Origin of the sequence: Peloplasma aerotolerans (assembly GCF_030012175.1) — a bacterium.
Classification (GTDB): Bacteria; Bacillota_I; Bacilli_A; order Acholeplasmatales; family Acholeplasmataceae; genus Peloplasma; species Peloplasma aerotolerans.
This window is the reverse complement of record NZ_JASCXW010000006.1, coordinates 14,138-34,555: the sequence shown is the minus strand read 5'-3', so window position 1 is coordinate 34,555 and position 20,418 is coordinate 14,138. Positions and strand designations below refer to the sequence as shown.

The following is a 20,418-nucleotide window of genomic DNA, read 5'->3' as shown; positions in this document are numbered from 1 at the left end:
AAATAAACCATATTTTTGTTAATTTAGTTAACCGATTAACTTTTTTTGGAAAAACGCTTTCATTCTACTAAAACTTAATGTATAATAAGGTCGACTATAAAAGTAAAGGGTGAGAAAATGAAATATATAAATAAAATTATGATAGCTACTTTGGTCATACTTGGAGCATTCATGTTAATGGGTTGTAAAAGTACAACTGAACCTGAACTAATCATTTCAGGGACATATAAGACATCATATTATCTGAATCAAACATTCGATCCAGAGGGTATGGTTGTGACATATAAAGTTGGTGACCAAGAAGAAGTTGTCACTGATTATGATGTTACTCAATTTAATACATCAACAGTTGGTCAATCAACTGTTGTTATCTCATATTTAGATGCTACTGCATCTTTTTCGATTAATGTTTTGTTTGGTGTGCAAACATCTACTGAGTTAATCATCTACGATATGCCAGATATTCTACAATCATCTGATCGATATGAAATTTTAGTAGAAGAATCTCCATTATTTGTACATGAGACATTAGTTAATCATGCCAGAAGTTTTACATGGATTAAGCCTAACACATACACATCTGTAGCAAGCTTTGATTTTTTGGGTAAAGTCAATGTTAAAATCAATATTTTAGATGATTATGTCGTTACTAAAGCATCTGTGCATCCGTTAGCTTATGATATTGAAGTAACGATTACAGGTAACACCATTGAATTTGACTTAGAATATCCAGCAAACTATACGATTCAGTTAAATGACCCAGTACCGCAAACAACACCTAATGGTTCAGTTATCCAAGAAGCGATTCACTTGTTTGCAAATCCAATTGAAGAACATCCAATTACTGCAGAACAAGCAGCTTTAGATGATGACATTATTTACATAGGCCCTGGTGTTTGGAAAACAGATACGATTCCAGTTGAATCGGGTCAAACAGTTTACATAGCTGGTGGAGCTCTTGTTTATGGACAGTTTAATATGTACGAATTACAAGATGTAACGATCCGTGGACGAGGTATAATCTCAGGTTCTATCTATCCTAGAGAAGAAGCTGCACAACGTGCAATTCCCGTAGAACTACAAAGAAGTGAAAACATATATATTGAAGGTATTACATTCTTGGATCCTGCTGGATGGGTGATCCATGCACAGGAATCTAAAAACATCGTTATTGATAATATCAAGATTGTTACTGCTAGAGCTAACGGGGATGGTGTTTCCATTCAATCTTGTGAGGATGTCATCGTTAGAAACTCATTTATTAGAACATGGGATGACTCACTCGTTGTTAAAAACGTGAATAACAAGTCAACATATAATGTCGTATTCTCAAACAATATTTTATGGACTGATTTAGCACAGTCTATGGAAGTTGGTTATGAAACACATGGTGAAAAAATTGAGCATGTTGTCTTTGAAGATATCACAGTTCTACATAATTACCATAAAGCTGTGATGAGCATTCATAATGCTGATCAAGCAGCGATTAGTGATATTCACTTTAAAAATATTACGATAGAAAACAGTTATCAAGTTGGTGATATTTGGACAGAAACTTATGATGATTTCTTTATTGATCTAACCATTGCATATAATGCAGATTGGTCTAAATCACAGTTTGTTAGAGGAACGATTAAAGATGTATACTTTGAAAACATCAAAGTGTTAAACGATAAAAAGATTGGTGAAGACACATCAAATCTAGTTATTAGAATGAATGGATTTGATGCACAAAAAAATATTCAAAACATTTATTTCTCTGATGTTGAGTTCCGTGGTGCTCCAATAACTTCAGCATCACAGATTAACGCGAATAGCTTTGTGTCAAACATTCAAGTAACTTCATCTAACACACCTACAGGTGCACACGTGTATCATTATTATGAACTAGAGCTAGGTGACTACTATGTTGTTGATAAAGTTGTTATACCAGCTAGATCTCAAGATGCAATTGAAATCCCTGAATTCTCAATTTCTCGTGTAGATCCACCTTATGCAGGGCAAAAGATTGAAGGTAACTTTACTGCGCGTGCAACTTATGGTGTAACAACACAAGACTGGGGAGGTTCACAAATCATTAACTACGATATTCCAGGATTTGAAGTCGAGAATGTTTTAACAGATGACGACTCCATGTGGATTGCTGATACATGGGAGCCAAGTGCAACTAGAGCTGATTATATAGCATTATCCATCATGTTTGATCAAGCACATCAAGTAGGTTCCATTAGACTTTATGGAGATACGGATTCCATGTACTTCCAATCGCAAAACATATCAGTTTACGCAGCAACAACGATTAGCCAAACTACAGGGTTACCAGTGTTCTCAAAAAGATTAAATGGTGAAAACTATGAGTTTTCTCCATCTAAGAATAATTATGTTGATATTCGTTTAGCTCCAGGAGACTACATCGCAGTTCAATTAAGATTCCATAATTATGAAGGTGCAATCTATGCAAACAGTCCATTCTTAAGATATATTGAGTTTTATCCAGCTTCATTAACGTTTGGTAGAACACCTATCGCGAGTCCTTATGAAGATGTTTATAATCCCGAAAGATTAACAGATGGTGATGTGATGACATATTTTGAATCTAGAAAGAACTTATGGCCAGGTTGGATTATTGTAGATATGGGTGCAGTACGCGATGTTCGCATTATTAATCTTCACTTACCACCATTATCAAGTTGGCCACCTCGTACACAAACCATTGAGATTAAATATTCAACTAGTGCAGAAACAAGTTTTGATTCTACAAATTGGCAAAACTTATTTGAAGGACCAAGGGACTACTTGTTTGATAGTAGTGAAGGTAATATGATATCCATCACATTGCCTAACTCAGTGGAAATGCGTTCAATCATCTTCATCGTTACAGCAAATACCGCACCAGGTGGATTTGGTGCACAATTTTCAGAAATAAGTATTTACGAATAAAGGTTTTAATAAAGGCTGATAGTAGCCATTAAAATAGAGAATCATGTAAACTATCATACATGAGTAAGGAGAAAATATGAAAAAAATTAGTATTCAAATTTTTCGAACGTTTCTTTTGGTACTGACTGTGCTTTTACTGGTCAGCTGTAAGCCGGAAGATCCGACTGTTCCTACGGAAACTCCAACAACATTTACTGTGACATTTAATGCAGATAACGGAACAACTCCAGTTACTGTTGAAGTCGAAGAAGGTAACACAGTACAAAGACCTCAAGACCCTACAAAAGAAGGTTATACATTTAATGATTGGTTCTTAGGTGATGATGCTTATGTGTTTTCAACACCTGTAACAGCAAACATTACGTTGGTTGCTAAATACACTGAAGTTGTTGTTGAAACAGAGTATACAGTTTCCTTTAATTCAGTTGGCGGAACTGCAGTATCATCACAGATTGTAGATGCAGGTGATCAAGCTATAGAGCCTACTCAACCTGAAAAGGCAGCATTCTCATTTAATGGGTGGCTCTTAAATGGTGTAGCTTATGATTTTTCTGCACCAGTGAATAGCAATATCGAACTTTATGCTAAATATTCATTTTTAGGCATTCCTGACTCACCACTATATCAAGGTAGAGTATACAACTCTGATTTCGATCAACTGATTAATGCTTTTACAGCAAACACTATTGATTCTGAAATCGTATTAAATGCATCAATTGATTCTGATCAACCTTATATTTCGGTTGGTTATTCAGGTACAATTGGAAACAATCCAGACGGTGCTTTATGGAAACAAGCAGGTAGCGCTAATGCTGCTACATCAGCATTCCAATATCTTGTAATAAGATTAAGAGGATTTGCTGGAGCATCTGTTGAAGATTTAGCGATTGGATTTAGACTAGATGATAACCGCGAAGTATTAGTTATACCTTTCACGGATACATTTGATCCCGATTTAGAAAATAATGTTAGAGAACTTGATGAGAATTGGCATAATTATGTCATTAGCATTACTGACACATTAGATGGCAAAGAATTTATTGGTAAAACAGGACATGCAAATGTTCCAGCATCAGGCGAGATCGTTGGGTTCCATTTAATGAACATCTCTGGAGATGGTAGTGGTATTTTAGAACTTAAAGATGCTTATTACTCAAAAGTTCCAAATCCAATTTTCCCATATGAAGGTAGTGACTATAATCAAAATAAAGATTATTGGAGTGGAACTGTAGGTGTTCAAGTTGGAACTTATGTAACTATTCAACCTGATGGTCATTATGGAGAGTTCATTGACACTGATGTAAATCCAGATAACACACACCTTGTTTTAAGACTTAGACAAGCTTCACCTGGACTTCTAGACATCAATGATTTAAGTGTTGCTCCTATATTTGAAAATGGAACTGTAGGCGAAGCGACATCATTTGCCGATATCGATGGATTACCAACAGCATTAGGTAGTGGTTGGTTAAATGTAACGATTCCATATGAAGACATCTACGATGGTTCAGATATTATTGCTGGTTATAAACTTATTAATGAAGGTGCAACTGATGTTGCAATATCATTAGCATTCCTATCTTATCTAGGCGTTTATGAAGCTGTTGAATATCCAGTATTAAATCTAGAACAACCTTTGATTTATGATAACTTCAGTCGTCCAACAATTGGTACAACGAGTGTTTGGTCAGGCGATAATGAAGTGGCTTTGAATAATGGTTTTACATATCTTATTTCTTATTCTGGACTATTTGCGTCATCGATTGGTGATGGTGCTATAACATTTGATTCAACTGGTGGAGATTTTGTAAGTTACACTGTTACATCAGTATCAAAAGCAAATATGAATGAATACAGATATTTGGTATTTAAATATAAGTTAAATGATACTGGAACACTTGATAACTTGAGACTTCAGCAAATAGATTCTAACGATGCTAACGGTCCAACTGTATATGCAAACCAGTGGCAAGCTGGTTTAGGATTACCTTCAATTCCTGAAGATATGGGATCCTATCCATATGTTGATGGTGATTGGACGTATCTAATTGTTGACCTGACTTTAACAGAAGGTTATACAACAGATTTCTCAGGATTTAACTTATACTACACAGGTTCATCCATTTCATTTGATGCAATCTTCTTTGCAAATCCTATTTCTCAACTAGATACAACTTCAGAATTTATGTGGGCAACATTTGAAGGCTTAGAATTAGGAACTGCTCAAGGAAAAGTTAGTGATCAACAATACTGGGCAAACGTATATGATTCACCAACTACAATCGTAGCAGATGGTGATGATAACCAAGCTCTACAATTAGATGGAACTGGTTATGCACAATATCATACAGCAGCAATGGGAACTGGTCGTTACTTAGCATTTGATCTTAAAGTGACAACACCTGGAACAATCGTTTCCTTTAGAGTTGGACCAACTGGCGCTCCATTATGGGCTAAAGATGGTGAACTTATATTAGAAAATGGAACACCAATGGTTGTTAATTTAGACGGTCAATGGCATAGATATGTCATCGACTGGGTAGCAAGTGGATTAGATCTTACTGATACAATTGGATTCCATGCAAGTGATGGTGAAATCTATTTACTTGATAACATCGCATGGTTTAATGCTTTACCTCATTACGATGGTGAATTATTATGGGGTACATGGGATGGTTTAGCTGAAGGTGATGCTAATGGTCAACACGGTCCAAGCCAATATTGGGCTTCGAACTATGGAACACCATCATCATTTGTAGAAGTTGAAGGCAACATGATGTTAAAACTTGATGGATCAGCTGGTTATGTACAATATCATACAGGCGTTATGGGAGTTCCTCAGTTTATTTCATTTGATATAAAAGTAGAAGCTGCAGGTAGTTTCGGTCTTAATGTTGGTGGTACACACAAATGGAACGATGAGCTGATTGGCCTTGATGGCAATCCTATCGTATTACCAAGTGTTGGATCTACAGCACGTATCGTTGTTGATGTTGCATTATCTGGATTACCATTTGCTGATGAGTTTGGAATACAAGCAAATGATGGTGCAATCTTATATATTGACAACTTGGCATTCCAATGGTTAGATGATGATCATGGTATGTATCCTCTATTAGAAGAAGATTTTGAAACTACACCTGTAAATGATGGATCTAAATATTGGTGGGGTGAATGGGCGTTAGTAACTGATGGAGCTATTGAACTAGTCACTGATGGTTACGCAACTCTAAGATTTGGTTCACCTTTAATAGCAGGAAGCAAGTTCATCACATTTGATGTAAAATTAGATGCAGGTAATAATGCAGATGAGTTTAGATTAGAACTTGGAGATGGCAATATCGTTTACTGGGACACACTAGTCACTGATGGTGTTGTATCTGATGTAAGTGCTGATTTTGTAACTGTTACAATCGATTTATCAGCATATGTAACAAACTTAGGTGGATTACAAGTGATAGGATTCCACATGAATGAAGGTGGTGTTATCATTGACAATCTTGTATTAAGTCAAGATGTTTATGGATATCAACTTAGTTTGTTCAACGACTCACCTGTTGAATAAAACAGTTTAAAAAAATATGAGGATTTCTTCCCTTCCATGGTGAGGGGAAGAAATCTAATGTTTTTATTGCATAAAAATTGGTGTACAATAAAAACATTAGGAGACATAAAATATGAAAAAAATAATTGTATTAATGATGATGACATTTATAATATTCCAACTAGCTGCATGTGGTCGAAGTGGAAAGATAGAAGTTGTCATTGGCATGTGGCCAGAATCTGCGAATACTGATGATATCGCAATGTTTAACACATGGAAAGAAAGATTTGAAGAAGATTATCCTGAATATGAAATCATTGGTGAATCTTTTACATATTCTGTAGAAGCTTTTTATGCACGTGCGAATTCGCAAACGTTGCCAACTGTTTTTCAAACATGGTTTACTGAACCACAAATGATTGTGTCTGGTGGTCATGCAAAAGACATTACAGACATCGTAACTGAACTTGGTTGGTTTGATAAAATGGATCCAGCTTTAAGAGAATATTTAACGTTTGATGAACGCTTATACGGTATTCCTCGAGATGGTTATGGGTTAGGTATTATCGTTAATTTGGATGTATTTTATGATGCGGGATTAATCAGTGATATCGATGGTGATGGTATCTATGATATTATTGACCCCAATCATCCTGAAATTAAGTATTACCCACAAACGATGCAAGAACTTTATGATTACTCAGAAACCATTAAAGCCAATACAGGAGTAGACGGTTTAATTATCTTAAATGTGGATAAAAATGGTGGATGGCAATACTCAAATTATGCATGGGCATTTGGAGCGTCTCTTCAAGTTGTTGATGCGAATAATGTTGTTCATGCAAACCTAAATTCAGATGAAGCTGTTGAAGCTATGGAGTTTCTAAAAAGCTTTTATGATAATGATCTAGTACCGATAGGAAATATGAACTATTCTGAATGGGCAACACGTTTAGGAAATGGACAGATTGCAATGGCAATCGCAGGTAATGACGTTATTTCTAATGTTATTACGCAAGGTGGTATGAATCGTAATAGTATTGCATTTATTCCAATTCCAAGTGGTCCAGGAGGACAATATACCTTATTTGGTGGAACACCATATATGTTTAGTGCTTACGATACAGATGAAGCTGTTGAAGGAGCAATTAAGTTCTTAGAATATATGGGTCGCTCACCAGAAACTTCTCAAGTTGCTCAAAGTGCAATGCGTGAAGGACTTCAAACTGCAACCAGAAAAAATATGTTAATCTTACCTGAAGTTAGACCGTGGGTCAATGAAGAATATACTACATTGATTGATTCACTTAATGCACAATACGTGAATGTACAAGCATTCCATAATTTCCAAGATTTCTATGAAATGCTTCCAGATACGAGAAGAAGAGAAGAACCTTACTATACACAATATATGTATGAACTATTAGATCAAGTTGTTGTTAATTTAAAAAATCCAGGATTTGATGTACGTTCATCATTAAACTCAAAACAACAAGCTTTTGAAGCATACTTAAGAGAGCAACTCGGATAATATGGTAGAGATAACGAATGTAAACAAAACAATTAAAAAGAGATATTTGTTTAAAAAGGAGATGTTATCATGGATCATTGCGATACCATCTCTTCTTTTGTTTGCATTTTTTATTTGGGGACCACTTTTACAAAATATAGTTTACTCGTTTGCGAAAACGAACAATTTTGATATTGTTAGTTTTCATGGATTTGAAAACTATGTCAGAGTGTTTGCAGATCCTCGATTTGCACAAGCATTGGAAAATACGTTATTATATGTAGTTTTCTCGTTGATCATTGGGTTTTTAATACCGATATTGTTAGCCCTTCTTATTAGTGAAGTTATACGAACCAAGAGTTTCTTCAAAGTAGGTTTCTATATTCCGAATATCGTACCTGCTATTGCAGTTATCTTAACTTGGAAGATTATGATGGATGCCAACGATTATGGTTTTTTTAATATTGTACTATCTAGATTAGGATTGCCAACTTCTAGATGGATTTCAAACGATCATCTATCTATTCCATTAATTATTATGACATTAACATGGAAATCAGCAGGAGCAACTATGCTTATTTATCTTGCGACTGTTCAATCTATTGATAATTCATTGTATGAGGCATGTCGAATTAAAGGTTTATCGGTTTGGAAGAGATTAAGATATATAACAATCCCTGCATTATTACCCAATATTAAGTTATTACTTATTATTCAGATTATCTCGATTTTTCAAATATTTTATGAACCTATGATTTTTATGGGTCAAACAAATGACTCAGCAAATACGTTAGGTTTACTAATCTATAAGTTAATTTATACAACACAAGATACTGGTCAAGCAGCAGCATTAGGTGTTATCACGATGTTGATTTTGCTAGTATTTACATATGTTTATTTATACTTTGATAAGAGAACGAATCAGCAACGTATTCTTTCTAAACCGTATATGAGTTATGAAATGCTTTTAGCTAAGATTGAACAAAAAGAGAAAAAAACGATACATCAGTATCTTAAGCAAATTCAAAATGTTTGGGTAAAAATAAAACAAGCAATCTATAAAGTCCTTGTATGGACTAAAGTAATATGGTTGCTAAAAACAATTTCTAAAGGTTTCCAATCAATATTAAAGAGAACCAAGACTTTTGGATTAAAAATCTTTATACCTAAAAAAGATGGTATCCTAGCATATTCAGATTATAAGAAATCAAGTCGCAGAATTGGTTATTATATCATGTATGCAATCTTATGTATTGGTATGTTTATGGTGTTAATGCCGTTTATATGGTTATTCTTTACATCATTTAAAAACAGTAATGAGATTCTTCAATCACCACAAAACTATACATTCTTCCCCAGTTCATTTGATTTTGGAAAATACTTGGTGGTCATCCAAAGAACACAAATTATGAGAAATGTTTATAATTCTTTATTCATTTCTTTTGGTGCTGCAATATCTGCAGTACTATTTAATGGATTATTAGCTTATGTGATATCAGTATTAAAGCCTAAAGGGCATAAGTTCATCTTTTATCTAATCTTAGGATCGATGCTAATCCCACCTGCGGTGGCATTGGTTCCCCTATACACGAATATTTCAAGTATTTATCGATTCTTTGCAAATCTAACAGGAATGACACTAAGACAAGTGCAATCCACATTTATAACTCTGATACCATTTTGGTTTATTGCTGGTGCTTCGCCATTTAATTTCTTATTATTTAAAACACACTTTGATGGACTTCCCAAAGATTTATTTGAGGTTGCTGAACTTGAAGGTGCTAGTAAATTACAAACATTCTTTAAAATTATTGTTCCATTATCAGTTCCAGTCATGATGGTTGTAGCAATCTTTAGTGTAACTGCTGCTTGGAATGACTTCTTATTACCATATATTATGATTAATAACCAAGATTATTGGACAGTTATGATTAAACTCTTTAGAGTCCATGTGGAGATGTTCGCATATAACATAACACTTGATCAATTCTTAAGTCTATTGTTATTTACGATGATTCCACCAGTTATCCTATTCTTTATCTTCCAAAAACGTATTACATCTAATGTAGCCACAACAGGCATTAAGTAGGTATTTTTATGAGCAAAATATCATTACAACATGTTTATAAGTCTTTCCAAAAAGATACTTATGTGATCGATGATATCTCATTAGAGATTTTTGATGACGAATTTTTGGTGTTGGTTGGCCCATCAGGTTCAGGTAAGACTACAACACTTAGAATGATTGCTGGACTAGAAGAAATGACAAAGGGAAACCTTTATATTGATAACAGAATTCAAAATGACGAAGATCCTTCAACTAGAAAATTGAGTTTTGTATTTCAAAACTATGCATTATTACCAAATCTGACGGTTTATGAAAATATTGAATTTGGTTTACTAAATAAGCAAATGAATCAACTAGAAAAAAAGAAGACAGTAGAAGAAACTGCTATAAAATTATCATTATATGAAAAACTCAATAGTTATCCCAATCAACTATCTGGTGGACAACGTCAAAGAGTTGCACTTGCAAGAGCGTTAGTCGATCAATCTTCTTTAGTTTTATTTGATGAACCATTATCAAATCTTGATGCAGTCTTAAGAGAAGAAATGCGTACTGAACTCATAACGTTACAAAAAATGTTTCGCATGACTTGTATCTATGTGACACATGATCAAATAGAAGCTATGGCAATGGCAAGTCGTATTGTTTTAATGATGGAAGGTAAGATTGTCCAAGTTGGGACACCTTACCAAATGTATCACGACCCGATGCATTTAGATGTTGTAACATTTATGGGGACTCCTGAAGCAAATGTGTTAACAGTTGAGTACAAGGATGGTTTACTTTACACTCAAGGATCTAAAATGATTTATAATCAAGAGATTGCGAAACTTATGAAAAAACACAAAATTGATAAGGGACATATTGCGATACGACCAAAAGACTTAGTGGTCTATCATCAACAAAGCGATTATCGAATTTCAGGAACATTAGTGGCAGTTGAACATTATGGATTAAATAAGTTATTACATATTGAAGCTTTAGGGCAGACATTTAGAGCAGTTGTTGATAGAGACTTTGAAGAAAAGATACAAGTTTATTTAGACTTCAAAGGACATGCGCTTTTATTTAATCAAGATAAAAAAAGAGTTCTAGATACAGTTCAAACAAAGATTATCATTGATGATCAACCCAAAGATTATGAACATTTACAAATTGTAAACGAGCTTCAAAATTATGGATATGAAATTGATTATGATGAAAAGAATGCTGATTTAAAGATTGACGAAAAGAATAAAATTTACACGTATACTCAAAATAAAAAAGAAATTCAGCTTAAAGATTTAAAGGATGTTTTTACTTATGTTCATTATATAAAAGCATGCTTAGCAGACAAGGAGATATAACATGGGAAAAATTGCACAAAGATATTTGGACGTGGATCCATGGAAAATCATTGAAACAGGATTTCATGAGAAACAAGCCGTTGTCTCAGAATCATTGTTTTCGCTATCAAATGAATATATGGGTGTTCGTGGTTTCTTTGATGAAGGTTATCCAAAAGAATCTTTAATAGGTACTTATTTCAATGGTATATATGAGATTCCCAAGAATATCCAAAGAAGTCATTATAAAGGCATTTCCGACAAGTCTCACTATATGGTTAATGCTGCGAATGCTTTTTACACAAGAATTTTTGTCGGTGATGAAATGTTTGTTTTTAATCCGAATAACATATCTGATTATAAAAGAGAACTTGATTTAAAAACAGGTGAACAAACAAGGTCATATCAAGTCAAGGATTTATTTAAAATTACTTTCAAACGTATTTTAAACATGACGACTTATCAAGTGAGTCATCAGAACATAAAGATTGAACCCATTCATTATCAGGGTCAAATGAGTATTCAAATCGGCATCGATTTTAGAACAAAACACTGGGGTAAACCTGGTTTTTGGGATGTCAAAGCATATGGCAATGGTTATGCATTAGGTTATACAACAACTAATCAAAGTCTATTCAGTAGATATAATCTAGATGTCAATACAAGTTATCAATCACAAATTAATTTTAAGGGACGATTGAACATTGAGACCATTAATTTTAATCTGAACAAACCTGTAATCATACAAAAAACTATTGTTTCACTCATTGATAAAAAAGGAGAGAAATCAATAGATACATATCTTGAAGAATCCTCTAAATTATTGAATCATGCATCCTATGAAAAAACTTATCAAGATAATCAGTTGTTTTATCAAAACTATTTTAGCGAAAATGATATTCTTATCGAAGGTGATCCAGAAAACCAACAAGGCATTAGATATTGTTTATTTCAACTTGTGAACACATATTTAGGTGTTTCAGAAGAAAATAACATTGGTGCAAAAGGATTAACAGGAGAAGCATACTCTGGTCATGCTTTCTGGGATTCGGAAACCTATTGTGTTCCAGTTTACCTGTTTACAAATCCTAAAGCAGCCAAAAATTTATTAATGTTTAGATATAACACTTTAAAACAAGCTAAAAAGCGTGCACAAGAACTTGATTGCAAAGGAGCATGTTATCCGATTGCTACATTAAATGGCGATGAAGCATGTGACCTGTGGCAACATGCATCACTTCAATTTCAACCATCAAGTGCTGTTGCATATGCAATATGGCATTATGTTAAGAATACCAAAGATATTGATTTCATGTTGAACTATGGTTTCGAAATGCTTGTTGAAATCGCAAGATTTTTCTCATCTAGAGGACAATACAATCAAGATCAAACCAAATTCGGATATTATGGAGTTATGGGACCAGATGAGTTCCAAATGATGGTCAATCACAATGCATACACTAACCTTTTAGCAAAAGAATCTATGTTTTGGATGATTGATGTTTACGAAACATATCAAAACCAACCACAAATTCAAAAGGTGGTACAAAACTTAGGATTAACAACATCCGAAATTGAAGTCATGAAAAAACAATGTGAGTTAATGTATATTCCTTATGATGAAAAGACTAAGATTTATGAACAACACGAAGGGTTCCATGATCTTCCACATATCGATATTCATAGTATCCCAGTTACTGATTTTCCTTTATATGCTCATTGGAGTTATGATCGTATCTATCGAAACGACATGATTAAACAACCTGATGTATTAATGTTTATGTTTTTGTTTAATCAACGTTTTGACATAGAAACTAAAAAAGCTAATTATGATTACTATGAACCAAAAACAATTCATGAATCATCATTATCTCCATCGATACACTCTATATTTGCATCTGAACTTGGTTACAAAAAACAAGCTCTAGAGTTTTTTAGATTCGCAACAAGAATGGATTTAGATGATTATAATAGAAACACTAAAGAAGGGCTACATTTAACATCGATTGCTGCAGCTTGGGTTAATATCGTCTATGGTTTTGGCGGATTAAGAAGCGATGGTAACATCTTAAAATTAGCACCATACTGTCCTGATACATGGAAATCATATCAATTTAACTTCCATTATTTCGATTCAAATATACGCGTTTATGTTAACCCCAAAGAAATCACATTAACATTAGATCAAGACTTAAAAGAACCTTTAATGATATACGATAAGGCTTACCATTTAAAAAAGGGAATGACAACCATACATGTGGGAAATTAAAATATCTGGATTTAATCAAGAACAAATCATTCACCATGGCAACCAGTTTTTAACTGGTCATTTAAAACTAGGTGTTCGAGGAACACTAGATGAGTATAGAAAAGAACAATTGGTTGCTATCAATTGTCCTTTAGTCTATGATCAAGTTGGTCATGGTTGGAGAGAACCAGTCAATGCATTCAATCCTTTATATACAGTAATTCATGTTAATCATGAACCTATTGATGTGTTGAACCAAGAACCTATAGAACACCATCAAATACTAAATATTAAAGATTCAACAATGAGAAGACATAGTGTATTTAAAAAGGAAGACATGTTAATCACAATCGATTCTAAAAGGTTTGTATCGGCTAATGATCAAAGAGCAATCATAGGGGTTTATCAGGTATCTATCAATCAAGATGCTACACTTGATATCTTAACAGGCATTGATACACAAATATGGGATATTAATGGACCGCATATAAAAGCAGTTCAAACCAATGATAAACCTTATTTAAAAGCTTATGGAGTAACACATGAAAAAGGTTACAAAATTCAAACTTTAAAATACGTGGATCTAAAGTTTGAACCTCATCATTTTAAAACTTTGACAACATCAACAGGTGTTTTTTATAACATCAAAGTAAATGCAAAAGCAAATGAAACGTATACTTTCTATCAATATGCAGTCATTGGTATTAATGAAGATGATTATCAATTACTAACAACACTTGATGAAATTGCATCTGAAGGTTTCGATAAGAAAATCATTAAGCATCAACAAGCATGGGATCTTAAATGGATGGATGCAGATGTTATGATAGAAGGAGATGAGGATGCACAACTTGCATTAAGATATTCTATTTATCATTTATTGCTATTAGCACCTCATAACTATCGCCAAGCATCGATTCCAGCCAGAGGTATATCTGGTCAAACATATAAGGGAGCAATCTTTTGGGATACTGAAATCTTTATGTTGCCTTTTTACCTAAATACGGATTTAAATAGTGCTAAACATATAATTGATTATCGCATTCATGGTCTAAAGGGAGCGAAAGAAAAAGCAGCATCCTATGGATTCCAAGGGGCATTTTATGCATGGGAATCTCAAGAAGATGGATTTGATGCTTGTACCGATTATAATGTTACAGATGTATTTACTAAAAGACTGATCAGAACTTACTTCAAAGACAAACAAGTTCACATATCTGCGGATATTGTTTATGCAATCCAAACCTATATTCATCGCACACTCGACTATTCAATTTTAAAGCAAGGAGCTCTTGAGGTTATTCTAGAAGTTGCTAGATTTTATTTAGATTACGGCAAGTATTCTATTCTAGATGATCGATTCGAAGTATGGGATGTTATGGGTCCAGATGAATATCACGAACGTGTTCACAATAATGCTTTTACCAATCGAATGGTTAAAATGGTATTTGATATCGTGATTCTTTATGAAGCATATTTTAAAAAAGAAAATGATAAATACTTTGATGAACTAGTTCATGGAATTGGCTTTAGAAAGCCACTTCAGGAAATCCATCAAATTAAAGATAAAGTCTATCAAAAAGAAATGTTAAACAATCTTTTAATCGAACAATTTGATGGATATTTTAAGTTTCAAGATATACCACTAAAAGAATTACTTAAAAAGAAGTTACATGAAAATGAGTATTTAGGTGGACAAGGTTTAGCTGGTGATACTCAAATCATTAAGCAAGCTGATGTCATCACAATGCTTTATCTATTTAAAGATGATTTTGATTTAAACACCATGGAAGCCAACTGGAAGTATTATGAACCAAGAACTGAACACGGATCATCATTATCAGCAAGCATGTATGCACTTGTTGCATGCATGATTGCCAATCCTGAATACGCCTATCCACTCTTTATGAAATCAGCAACCGTTGATTTAACAGGATTATCTAAAGCATATGCTGGTGATATTTATATTGGTGGTACTCATCCGGCAGCATCTGGTGGTGCATATATGACAGCAATTTATGGATTTTCTGGTTTGTCATTAACAGATAAAATAAGTGTTAATCCACAGCTACCAAAGTCAATAAAATCTTTATCTTATAAAATTATCCACCAAGGAAAGAAGTATCAAATCTATGTTTCAAACAAACATAAAGAAATCAAGGAGGTTCAGTCATGATTAAAGCAGTTATATTTGATCTAGATGGTGTTATTGTTAGTACTGATCAACTTCATTATGAAGCGTGGAAACATGTAGCAGATCAAGAGGACATTTATTTTGACGAGAAAATCAATCATCGACTTCGTGGAGTATCACGCATGGATTCTTTAAATATCATGTTAGAAAAAGCAGATAAGACATACAGTGAATCAGAAAAAGAAAAACTAGCAAAAACAAAAAATGATTATTATGTTGATCTACTTAAGCAACTTTCACCAAACGATATGTTGCCACATGTTTATGATGTACTATTGAATCTTAAAGAACAAGGTATAAAAATAGCAATCGGTTCATCATCTAGAAATGCAAAAACAATATTAAAATATCTAGGTATTTCATGTTTGTTCGATGCAATTGCTGATGGAACAGATATTGAGAACTCAAAACCAGCACCAGATGTTTTTTTAAGAGCTGCAGAAAAACTAGGAGTTTCTTATTCCTCATGTGCAGTCATTGAAGACGCTACGGTAGGCATAGAAGCTGCTAAAAAAGCTGGTATGTTAGCGATTGCTGTATTTGATGCAAAAAAATCAGAACAAGCTGACCATAAACTTGATGACATTAGAGATTTGTTATCGATTGTTTAGGTGTATAATATAAATAGAATAAGTTTAAAAAAGGAGAAGTATGACAAAAAAAACGAATATTGCTGAAATTGCAAGATTAGCTGGCGTTTCAACAGCAACAGTTTCATATGTCATTAATGATGTAGATAAAGTTTCTGAAAAGACTAAAGAGCGTGTTAGAAAGATTATGGCTGATTTGGATTATATTCCAAGTATCAACGCTAGATCTTTATCAAATGGAAGAACAAAACTGATTGGTGTAACATTACCGCTGATTGCTCCATCTGATACAACAGGAACTCTTTTAGAAACCAATCCTTTTTTTGCTGAATATTTAGGGGAAATACATAAAGTTATCGCTTCATACGGATATGATATTTTATTATCAGGTATTCAAGTTAAAGGTAAATATAAGAACTGGATTAAAAGTCGTGGTTTAGATGGCATCATCTTGTTAGGTTCTTACCCACCTGATATTTACGAAGAAGTTAAAGCATTAGGTATACCAACTGTATTAACTGATATTTATGAAACATATGCTAATGACTTCCATTCTGTAAACACTGATGATGCAGAAGGTTCTTATCTAGCAGCAAAACATTTAATTGGTTTAGGTCATAAGAAAATCGGATTTGTTGGTGGATCAATTAAAGAATCTCCAATTCATAATAATAGATACTTAGGTTACGGTAAAGCCATGCTTGAGGGTAATTTAAAAATCAATAATGATTGTGTTTTTGAGACATTAACAACTTTTGAAGGTGGCGTTAAGTTCGCACAACGCTTAATGAAAGAAAAAGTTGATTTAACAGCTTTAGTTGTTGATGCTGATATTGTAGCGTTAGGTATTATGAAAGCATGCCAAGATGCAGGTAAGAAGATACCGGATGAATTATCTATTGTTGGCTTCGATGATATTCAAGCGGCATCATTTACTTCACCAGGTTTAACAACCATCAGACAGTTTATTTCAAAAAAAGGAGAAATAGCTGCTAATTTGATTATGAAAGATATACTAGCCAATACAAGAACAACAGATTCACAAATGGTAAAATCAAAATTAATTATTAGGGGCAGTACAAAAAAAATATAACCATAAAAAAAGTCTTCCAATTAGGGAGACTTTTTGATATATATGATGATTGCTTATAAAATGAATCCTAGAACAAGCAATAAATAAACAGGTAAGAAACTTTTTTTGCCATATACATAAAGTACCCCAGGAACAAGAGCCCATATCGTCACGCCTAATGCACCTGCTGGATGTGATATGAAATGAATCATACCCCAGGTCAACATCAAACCAATACTGCCATATGGAATATATGTGTTTTTAAAAACTCCTTCACCAAACTTTTGAAAAAGCACAATCATAACAAAAACGAGCAACATCTCTGCAAAGTAGTATAACACTTGAAACAAAGTGACGATAAATGCTTTATCTCCATACATGATTTCAAATCCTTTGTATTCACTAAAAACTTGAGGAAATTGTGCACCACTGATAAACATTTGCACCATTGCTGAAGCAATCACAGTTAGGATTGCTATAATGACTAAATAAAAGACTCTATTTGAAAGTTTAAAATCAATTAGGTCTTTAATAATGTCTTTCTTTTTTGCCCACAAGTAAATAAGATATACACCAATCAACCATACAATGATTGTGATGACCCAATGAGCGATAGCTCCATACCAATGAATTGGCCAGTTGCCGATTTGTGCTAAACTTCTGCCATCGATGATTCTTGAAATTAAGAGCACACCAAATTCTAACCCTAAAAAACCAAATGCTACCATAGCAAAAACCAAATACATGATGTTATTTGGTTTATTTTTGACTGTTGTCTCCATAGTAATGTCCTTTTCCTTTGTAGTTTATATCACTATCAACACTTTTCGTATCGTTTATATTCTGTAACATTATACTATATTTCGTGGATATTCTTAAAATAAAATCGACTATTTAGAATACATATATTTAAATACTTACTTATTTGTGATGTTTCTTACATGTTTATTAATAATATACTTTGAACTTCAAAACATGATAAAATAAGGTTGAAAGAATTTTGAAAGAAAGGGTGATTGCATGAAAGCATATAATTATATGGATATCATACCAAAAGCGAAAAGAATTGTTCGTTTTGCTGCCGTTATTTACACATTTGCAATTATTCTTTTTACGATAGTCATTAGAAAATACCCTGTTTATAGCAGCTTATCATCTTTTGCAAAGTTCGCATACATTGTGGTTCCGATACTTTTAATTCTATTTGTTATTTTATTTTTCACACATGAAATATTAGGTGCAATTTCCTCATTGTTATTTATTTCTATATACAATGTTGCCACTCTATTTGTAGATAATGTTAGAGAACTAGAACTTCAAATGAATCTAATTTTTGTCTTTGGGTTAATTATTTTTTTCCTCAGGTATTTTGAAAAAGCAATTCAATCTGAACGTATCGATTATCAAATTTTGATGGGCAGATATAATCAACTGAATCTATATTCAAAAATAACTAAATCAATGTCTGAGATTACAACAAGCATGTTGATTAATGATAATTTAGATCAAATATTGCAAACTATTTTAGAAAAAGCAGTTCAAATAATTCCCAAAGCACAATCAGGCAGCATTTTAATAAGAAATGACGATCGCATGGAATTTAAGGCAGCAGTAGGATATGATTTAGCAAGCTTAAAGAAAATAGATCTATATTTTGAAGACATGTATCAGTTTAAATTAGGTGTATTATATGAACCTATTGTTATTAGTGATATCAAAACATTTAATAAGAGAAACTTAAAAGCAGAAACAACAAAATCTATGGAAGACCATGATGCATTGACAGCAAAATCAGTTCTCACTTGTTCATTTGTCTTAAATGACACGATTTATGGTTTTATTAACTTAGATAATATAGAGGATTATGATGCATTTGACGAACAGGATAAAAGTTATGTTAAACATTTTGCCTCTCAAATTGAAATAGCACTTAACAATCATTTGTTGGTTGAAAAAATTTATAATTTATCAAAATACGATACACTTACAGGAGTCTATTCAAGAAAACATCATGAAAAAACTTTGCATGATATATTTGAGGAAGCAAAAAAAACTGATAAAGAGTTTTGCATCGCTGTGATGGATATTAACAATTTAAAACAAATTAATGATACATATGGTCATAATGTTGGGGATGAATTATTGAGACATTTCACAACGATTATTAAAGATAACATTAGAGATAACGATGTTTTATCTAGAACTGGTGGAGATGAGTTTGTGTTGACGATGTCAAATGCTAACCTTGAAAAAGGACAAATCATATTACAGCGTATAAGACAAGCAGCTCTAAAAAGAACTTTTGTATATGAAAACGTAGAACATATCGTTGGATTTGGGTGTGGTGTAGCAAGTTATCCTGAAGATGAAAAAGAAATCTTAGGCATTATGCGTATTGCAGATCAGCGCATGTATGAAGATAAAAAGAACGGTAAAGTATCAATATAATGCTATAAGTCTTGCATCCTCCTTTGCAAGACTTTTTTTGTTTTATTCGAAGAAACATGAAAAAATTTTTACATTTGCGATAAAATGACCATCATTAATGGATGTTCAGATTTTAGGTATAGGAACCAATGGTCACATAGGCTTTAATGAACCTGGAACACCTTTAGGAAATGAAACATTTATCGTAACCCTAGATGAGCAAACTAGACTAGATAATTCTAGATTTTTTGATAGCCTTGATGAAGTACCTAAGTATGCAATAACCATGGGCATAAAAAATATTATGTATTCTAAGAAAATCGTACTTATTGCCTCAGGTAAGGAAAAAGCAAGTGTTATTCGTAAAATGATTAAAGGTAAGGTAACAAAAAACTTGCCAGCATCAATTCTTCAACTACATCCTGATTGCACAGTGATTATAGATGAAAATGCAGCAAGTCAATTAAAATAATAAATAAACAACTAAAATAATTCTGATA

General features: G+C 33.1%; 12 protein-coding genes. 11 read left to right on the top strand and 1 reads right to left on the bottom strand.

The genetic code is table 11. The features are described 5' to 3' along the window. The first annotated feature begins 117 nt into the window (after positions 1-117). The 9 genes from QJ521_RS03145 (at position 118) to QJ521_RS03105 (ending at position 17,512) form a co-directional block, all read left to right on the top strand. The gene (locus QJ521_RS03145) at positions 118-2,940 is read left to right on the top strand and encodes a galactose-binding domain-containing protein (RefSeq protein ID WP_282838968.1); all 2,823 of its coding nucleotides are present in this window, start codon (positions 118-120) and stop codon (positions 2,938-2,940) included. Between the two features lie 76 nt (positions 2,941-3,016). Further along, positions 3,017-6,505, top strand: a complete 3,489-nt coding sequence (locus QJ521_RS03140) for an InlB B-repeat-containing protein (RefSeq protein WP_282838967.1) — start codon at positions 3,017-3,019, stop codon at positions 6,503-6,505. Between the two features lie 112 nt (positions 6,506-6,617). Beyond that, complete coding sequence (locus QJ521_RS03135; RefSeq protein ID WP_282838966.1) at positions 6,618-8,015, top strand: ABC transporter substrate-binding protein; 1,398 nt, start codon at positions 6,618-6,620, stop codon at positions 8,013-8,015. A 1-nt stretch (position 8,016) separates the two neighbouring features. After that, positions 8,017-10,083, top strand: a complete 2,067-nt coding sequence (locus tag QJ521_RS03130; RefSeq protein WP_282838965.1) for an ABC transporter permease — start codon at positions 8,017-8,019, stop codon at positions 10,081-10,083. Positions 10,084-10,091: 8 nt separating this feature from the next. Then, the gene (locus QJ521_RS03125) at positions 10,092-11,408 is read left to right on the top strand and encodes an ABC transporter ATP-binding protein (RefSeq protein ID WP_282838964.1); all 1,317 of its coding nucleotides are present in this window, start codon (positions 10,092-10,094) and stop codon (positions 11,406-11,408) included. Position 11,409: 1 nt separating this feature from the next. After that, entirely contained in the window at positions 11,410-13,656 is a 2,247-nt protein-coding gene (locus QJ521_RS03120) for a glycoside hydrolase family 65 protein (RefSeq protein WP_282838963.1), read from the top strand. Then, positions 13,643-15,811 (top strand): glycoside hydrolase family 65 protein, encoded by a 2,169-nt coding sequence (locus QJ521_RS03115; RefSeq protein WP_282838962.1) that lies wholly within the window; start codon positions 13,643-13,645, stop codon positions 15,809-15,811. Before QJ521_RS03120 ends, QJ521_RS03115 begins: the two co-directional genes overlap by 14 nt. Then, on the top strand, positions 15,808-16,440 hold the full coding sequence (gene pgmB, locus QJ521_RS03110) for a beta-phosphoglucomutase (protein ID WP_282838961.1): 633 nt from the start codon (positions 15,808-15,810) through the stop codon (positions 16,438-16,440). Before QJ521_RS03115 ends, pgmB begins: the two co-directional genes overlap by 4 nt. A 40-nt stretch (positions 16,441-16,480) precedes the next feature. Further along, positions 16,481-17,512 carry a LacI family DNA-binding transcriptional regulator gene (locus tag QJ521_RS03105; RefSeq protein WP_282838960.1) on the top strand — a complete coding sequence of 344 codons (1,032 nt, stop codon included), beginning with the start codon at positions 16,481-16,483 and terminating at the stop codon, positions 17,510-17,512. A gap of 53 nt (positions 17,513-17,565) precedes the next feature. Here QJ521_RS03105 and QJ521_RS03100 read toward each other — a convergent pair whose 3' ends face one another. Then, positions 17,566-18,273 carry a hypothetical protein gene (locus QJ521_RS03100; protein ID WP_282838959.1) on the bottom strand — a complete coding sequence of 236 codons (708 nt, stop codon included), beginning with the start codon at positions 18,271-18,273 and terminating at the stop codon, positions 17,566-17,568. Positions 18,274-18,511: 238 nt separating this feature from the next. Between QJ521_RS03100 and QJ521_RS03095 the strand changes: the two genes are divergently transcribed. Both QJ521_RS03095 and QJ521_RS03090 read left to right on the top strand, forming a co-directional pair. Then, on the top strand, positions 18,512-19,939 hold the full coding sequence (locus QJ521_RS03095) for a sensor domain-containing diguanylate cyclase (protein ID WP_282838958.1): 1,428 nt from the start codon (positions 18,512-18,514) through the stop codon (positions 19,937-19,939). Positions 19,940-20,036: 97 nt separating this feature from the next. Further along, complete coding sequence (locus QJ521_RS03090) at positions 20,037-20,390, top strand: glucosamine-6-phosphate deaminase (protein ID WP_282838957.1); 354 nt, start codon at positions 20,037-20,039, stop codon at positions 20,388-20,390. The last annotated feature ends 28 nt before the right edge of the window (positions 20,391-20,418 follow it).